The following is a 6,614-nucleotide window of genomic DNA, read 5'->3' on the forward strand; positions in this document are numbered from 1 at the left end:
GGTACTTGCCTGGTTTCCTAATACTGCTTCTGCATAAATCAGGTAGAGTTCGGCCAGGCGCATCATGTAGGTATCGTATTCATAGTATTGCGAAGCAGCTTTGCCATCCATATCCTTTGCTTTTCCGCATACGTATTTTTTAACCGACAGGAAATTATTATCAGATCCGGTAAAAGGGAACACCAGTTCCTGTTCGCCACCCGGTATGCTTTGTGTAATTTCCGGGTAATGAAAACCTGGCAGCATAAACGTAGCTTTCAGGCGCTGATCAAGTGTTCTGCCCTGTAAGCCGGTAGGGGTAACGGTTATGCCTTCATATTGCGATATCATCCACCAGGTAGCCCCTTTATCTCCACCCCAGCCATCGCCATTGGCAATATCGGCACTATAAGCCAGGTAAGCGGGTGTGGAATTTTGTGAACCCCATGCACCGGGCGAAAAAGCCCATTGCAGAGAAAACACCGACTCCGAATTATTATCGTAAGGGTAGGTAAATAAACTGGCATAGTTTTCCAGTAATTTATACGGGCTTTGGGTTATTACGCGTTCGGCATAATATTTAGCACTGTCGAGAAATTGCTGGTTCCGCTGACCGCTGCCTTCTGCGCTTACTCCCGCCCGGGTAAGATAAAACCTGGCCAGCATAGCTTCGGCTGCCCATTTATTCAGGCGCCCGGGTCGCAATGAGGTAACCGGCAAATCTTCCACTACTGCCCGCATTTCGTTTGTAATAAACCGCCATACACTGGTTACGGTGTTGCGGGTTATGGTTGTGTCGGACAAGAGTGTAAGATTGTTTTCGATGATAGGAACAGCTCCCCAGTTCATTACCAGGAAACGATAGGCCAGTGCGCGCATAAAGCGGGCTTCCGCTAGCGCAGCTTTTTTCACGGTGGCAGATACCCCGTCGCCCGCATATTTATTAATGTTCTGAATGGCCAGGTTCGACTGTCCTACTACAATAAAGAAGGAGCGCCAGGCAGTTCCGTTTTCAGGAGTTACACCTGTTGTATTAAACAATACATTCCCGCGGTCGTTCCAGGCAGAATAGGCGGTGCCTGCCCGGAAATCGCCCAGGTTATACGACGCTTTATCATTGTAATCGAACCAAACCTTACTGTACAATAAGGAGGTTGCTGCCAGTACCTGCTCGTCGGTTTTATAAAAATTTCCGTCGGTAATAGAATCCAATGGCGGACGGTCTAAAAAATCTTTGGAACAGGCTGAAATAAGTACCGCCAACAGCAGTACTACACTGTATAAAATAGATCTTGTTCTTTTCATGGTAAATCGTTTAAAAATCCAAACCAATTGAAAATGCATACACGGGGGTAAGCGGATAGCGGCCAAAATCAAGACCGATGGCCTGGTTGGTAGGGCTGGCATCTCTTCCAACATAGGCACCCACTTCCGGATCAAGCCCGCTGTATTTGGTGAGGGTGAAAATATTTTGTCCGCTTAACGATAACCTTGCTCCTTTAATAAATTTCTGTTTGCTCAGAATAGAAGCTGGCAGGTTATAACCCAGCGTAATATTTTTTAGGCGTATAAAGGACCCGTCTTCTACCCAGCGGCTGGTAGGCCGTGCATGGTTATTATTGGGGCCGTAGGAAATGCGTGGAATAGTGGTGTTGGGGTTTTGAAGTACTACTTTTCCACCTCCGTCTACCATTGGTTTCGCAAAATCCATTACATCTGTCAGCAGGTTCCTGCTCAGGTTTATATTATTGGGGTTGGTGCTTACTTTGGAAATATAATTGTAGATATCATTTCCGTAGGTAGCTGTAATAAGGATGCTCAGGTCAAATCCTTTGTAAGAAAAGTTATTGGTAAAGCCGGCAAATAATTTCGGCCAGGGATTACCGATATTGGTTTGATCCTGTTCGTTTATAATGCCATCTCCATTGATATCCTTAAACTTTACATCACCTACCCAAAGCCCGGTTGCTTCATCAATGGGAAGCCTGTTTCCATTATTGTCAACCGGTACGGCGCTGTTTTCAATTTCTTCAATGCTTTTAAAAACGCCTTCTTCTACATAACCCCTGAATAACCAGGGCGCGCTGCCCACGCTGGCTCTTTGGGTCCAGTCTTCCAACCACCAGGAGGTTCTGTCAACAAAGGCCGATTCAGAATAGAATTTGGTGATTTTGGTAACAAAACTGGAGATATTGAAATTGGACTCCCACCGAAACTTATTGTTATTGACGTTAACGGTATTAAGGGTAAAGCTCCAGCCATTGTTTTGCAGAGAGCCGATATTTACCGTAGGGGAGGTTACTGCTCCGGTACCATTGGTACCCATATACCAGGGCAGGGGATTTACCAGCAGCAGGTTATCTGTTTTACGGATATAATAATCAAACTCCAGGTTAATGCGGTTATTGGCCAAACCTATATTCAACCCGAAATTATTGGTTTTGGTTTCTTCCCATTTCAGATCAGGGTTGGCATAGGTGCCTGGCAAAAAGCCCGTACCCCAGGGTGTAGGCGCTGTTTGAAGGGGGGAGAAGATTCCGCCGGAGCCCGGGTTACCGGTAACGCCGGTTTCGTAACGCAGTTTCAGCTCACTGATAAAAGGAACGTCAAAGAATTTTTCCTGTGAAATACGCCAGGCGGCAGAGAGGGAGGGGAAGCGATCCCAGCGTTTGTTTTCACCCACTACACTGGAGCCATCCCACCGAATGGTTCCATTCAGGATATAGCGGTTATCATAGCTGTAGTTGATCCTGCCAAAATACGATTCCATGGCCCAGTCGCCGGAACCACCGGAGTTGGTAGCGGTGAGCGGATCGCCGGCATTAATATCCAGGATGTCGTTGGTCAGATATCCAGCCCTTGAAGCGCCGTTGTTTTTCCAGTTAGAAGCCTGTGCTTCATGGCCGGCCATGGCTGTAATAGTATGATTGCCGATTTGTTTGGTATACTCCAGTAACTGGTTCCATCCCCAATAGCTATTGGTATTGGCCTGGCTGGAGTAGGTAGGCCGGTCATTCACAGCCCAGCCGATTTTATAGGCCGGCAAAAAATAGTCTCCGTTTGCAAACCCTACATTGGTATTGAAACTGGTTTTAAACTGCAGGTCTTTGTACAGCTTAATATTGGCGTAAATGTTTCCAAGAATTTGGTGTCGTACAAATTTATTGGTAGTAAGTTCTGCAATAGCCAGTGGGTTGATGGGCGCAAACTGGTTGGCACCATTGTTTTCATCGCCCCCGGCCCAGGATCCGTCAAAATTTTTAACCGGGATCTGCGGCGTTAGGCGAATGGCATTGGCAATGATATTTTCCTGGCTGGTTGTCAGGTTTTCATTGGTTCGGTTTACGCTTAGGTTAACCCCGATCTGCGCCCAATTGGTGGGTTTATTGTCAACATTCAACCGGGCAGATACCCGGTCAAATCCCGAACCGGCAGCTACCCCATCCTGCTTCAGGTATTCACCTGACATGAAAAAAGTAGTTTTATCATTTCCCCCGCTGGCACTCAGCTGGTGTTTTTGCATAGGGGCGTTCTTAAAGAGTTCGCCCTGCCAGTCGGTACCCTCGCCCAATAAACTGGGATCCAGGAATTCGGTAGGTGTTTCACCACCTGCAATAGCATGAAACTGGTTTACCATGGTGGCATATTGGCGCAGGTTCATGACCTCCATCTTTTTGGGCGGTGTTTGAATGCTGTGCTGGAAGCCGTAGTTGAATTTTGTAGTACCTGCTTTTCCTCTTTTGGTGGTAATCAAAACCACCCCGTTGGTAGCTCTTGACCCGTAAATAGCCGAAGCTGAAGGCCCCTGCAACAGCTGTATGTCTTCAATATCGGAGGGGTTTAAACCGGCCAACGGGTTAGAGGAGCTGTTGCTTCCAAATTCCACGTTGTTGTTCTGAATTTGAATACCGTCGATCACATACAGGGGTTCGGTACGCCCGGTAATGGTACTAACCCCCCGGATATTTACTGAAATACCGCCCCCGGGTTGCCCGGAGTTTTGGGTAATATACACGCCGGCAGCCCGGCCCTGGATGGCCTGCTCCAGCGTGGTATTGATGGTGCGGTCCATTTCCTTGGCTGTAACCGTGGTTTGTGCACTGGTAAGGTTGGCCCTTTTGGCGGTACCATAACCAATAACCACCACTTCACTCATATTGGCATTGGCCTGCCGCAGTATAACCGACAGGGTACTGGTAGAAGCGCTGACGGCCACTTCTTTGCTTTCCATACCGATATAAGAAAAAACTAATACTTCTCCCGGCTTTGCCGTGAGGCTAAAATCTCCGTTCTGATCAGAATTAAATCCGCGCTGTGTGTTTTTTACCATAATGGTAGCCCCGGAAATCGGATTCCTGTTGGCGTCCAGGATACGTCCCGAAATTTTTTTACCCTCGGTTTGAGCGGAAAGCGAATGGCTCAGAAGCAGGCCAAACAGAAAAACGCAGAGATGGGAAACCCACCTGCAGATAGTGTTGGTTTTTTGCATAAGCAAGCAAATTGATACGTTATAAATGATCCGGAACCGGCTAAGCTGCGCGATTACCTGAGACCTAATTTATTACCGTATCCAAAAAATCAGGGGCTGAAAATTGTTCTTTGAGGGTATCAAAATGTTAGCCTACCCCAGTTTTTTCGACTTTTCAGGGGCATTGTTTGTTTAATCGGCGGGAAAACTGCCTGTACTTGAAACATTTTTTGCTTTTCGCTCTTGTTGGTAGTGGGAGGGAAGCTGCCCAAACTGCTCTTTAAAGTAGCGCGCAAAATACTTGGGGTTGTTAAATCCAACCATGTAAGCCACTTCCGTAACGTTGTGATTCGACTTTTCCAGTAATTGAGCCGCTCTTTTTAAACGGATCTGGCGGATGAATTCAATGGGTGTTTGCCCCGTCAGTGCCAACACTTTTTTATACAGGCTGGTTCGGCTTAATAAAAGTTCCTGCCGCAGGTTATCGACATTAAATTCAGGGTTGGCCATATTTTTTTCAATAACTGCCAGGGCTTTGCGGATGAACTGGTCTTCGCCTTCTTCTTCAACAGCAGGTTCTGAAGGATTCACTGCTACCTGTTTCTGGAAGGTTTCTCGCACTACCGACTGGTAGTTGAGCAGGTTTTTGATCCTTGAAAAAAGAATATCGTAGTTAAATGGTTTGGTGATATAATCATTCGGACCGGTTTCCAGGGCCTGTAGTTCTGTTTCCTCGCCTTCCAGCGCCGTTAATAACAATACCGGAATATGCCGGGTGCGGGCATCTGTTTTTATCTTACGGCAAAGTTCAATGCCCGATAAAAGGGGCATGCTAATATCACTTACCACCAGGTCGGGGTGCGAACTGAGTACTTTTTTCCAGCCCTCCATTCCCTGCACTGCTTCCAGGATCGTAAAATGTTCTTCCAGGCTGTTTTTCAGGTAGGTTCTGAACTCATCATTGTCCTCTACTAACAAAATAGTGGGCTTTTTGAACAGGTGAGTACCCGGTTCGGCTAGGGGTAGCAGTGTTCCCTGTTTTGGATTGGCCACGGATTTTGTTCTGATCGGCAACAACACGGTAAAACAACTGCCTTTGGGGAGGTGTCTGAAACCGATAGGGTACCTCCGTGCATTTCTACAAACTCCCGGGTAATCGATAGCCCGATACCGCTTCCCTGGTTTAACACATGTTCATGCGAATTGGTCTGGTAAAACCGATCAAAGATCCGGTCTTTCTGATCGGCCGGAATACCTATTCCGTTATCAATAACCTGTATTTCCAGCAGGGCCTGTTCTTCTGTTTTGCGGATACCGACCACTACCTTCACCTGCCCGCGTTCGGGCGTAAACTTAAAGGCATTGGAAAGCAGGTTGAATAGAATGCGTTCAATTTTGTCCTTATCAAATAACATCTGCAAAGGGCTGGTAATTCCCTGGTAACGGTACTCAATGTGTTTGTTATTGGCCATGTCATTGAAGGAGGCGGCCACTTCCTGTATATATTGAATAATATCTGATTCGGTGGGGTGCAGGTGCAGTTCGTTTTCCTGCAAGCGGCGGAAATCCAGCAATTCATTCACCATATTCAAAAGACGCCTGGCATTCCGGTTGATCAGTTCATACTGGTTTTTCATTTCGCCGGCGGCAGTTTCCTTGATAAGTTTCTGGATAGGGATCAGGATAAGTGAAATCGGTGTTCTGAATTCATGGCTAACATTGGTAAAGAAGCGTGTTTTCATTTCGTCCAGTTCGCGAATGCGGGCAGCTTCCTGCCGTTCTACCTGTAATTGCATACGCACCTGTTCTCTTCGGATCACTTCTTTGCGCAGAAAATAAAGGGCAGCGGCCGTTAATACAACGTATAAAAAATAAGCAAGGGGTGTTTTCCAGAAGGGCGGGGTAATCCGCAGTTTTAATTCCAATGCGTTTTCATTCCAGCTTCCATCATCGTTCGATACTTTTACCCGGAATGTATAAGTACCCGGATCTATATTGGTATAGGTGGCCGTTCTAGCATTGCCGTTTGGAATAATCCAGTCTTTGTTAAAGCCTTCGAGTTTGTAGGCATACCTGATTTTTGCCGAATTAGAGTAACCAAGTGCGGCAAACTGCAGCGAAAAATCGTTTTGGTGGTGGGCTAGTTCCAATTCGTTCAGTTCGGATA

4 protein-coding genes are annotated in these 6,614 nt (G+C 46.7%); all 4 read right to left on the reverse strand.

Annotated elements, in window-relative coordinates:
* Positions 1-1,284, reverse strand: a 1,284-nt coding sequence (locus A1D16_RS13470) for a RagB/SusD family nutrient uptake outer membrane protein (protein ID WP_290710333.1), incomplete at its 3' end; no start/stop codon positions are given.
* A 10-nt stretch (positions 1,285-1,294) separates the two neighbouring features.
* Positions 1,295-4,468 (reverse strand): TonB-dependent receptor, encoded by a 3,174-nt coding sequence (locus A1D16_RS13475; protein ID WP_290710335.1) that lies wholly within the window; start codon positions 4,466-4,468, stop codon positions 1,295-1,297.
* 171 nt (positions 4,469-4,639) lie between these two features.
* Positions 4,640-5,500 (reverse strand): response regulator, encoded by an 861-nt coding sequence (locus tag A1D16_RS13480; RefSeq protein ID WP_290710338.1) that lies wholly within the window; start codon positions 5,498-5,500, stop codon positions 4,640-4,642.
* Positions 5,464-6,614 (reverse strand): ATP-binding protein (locus A1D16_RS13485; protein WP_290710340.1); only part of this gene is annotated, 1,151 nt, incomplete at its 5' end. The genes A1D16_RS13480 and A1D16_RS13485, both read right to left, overlap by 37 nt.

This window comes from Flavihumibacter sp. CACIAM 22H1 (assembly GCF_001601815.1).
Classification (GTDB): domain Bacteria; phylum Bacteroidota; class Bacteroidia; order Chitinophagales; family Chitinophagaceae; genus Flavihumibacter.

What these genes read in the sequence shown, in the direction of transcription:
- A1D16_RS13475 (WP_290710335.1), bottom strand. Translation starts at nt 4,468, where the DNA reads ATGCAAAAAACCAACACTATCTGCAGGTGGGTTTCCCATCTCTGCGTT.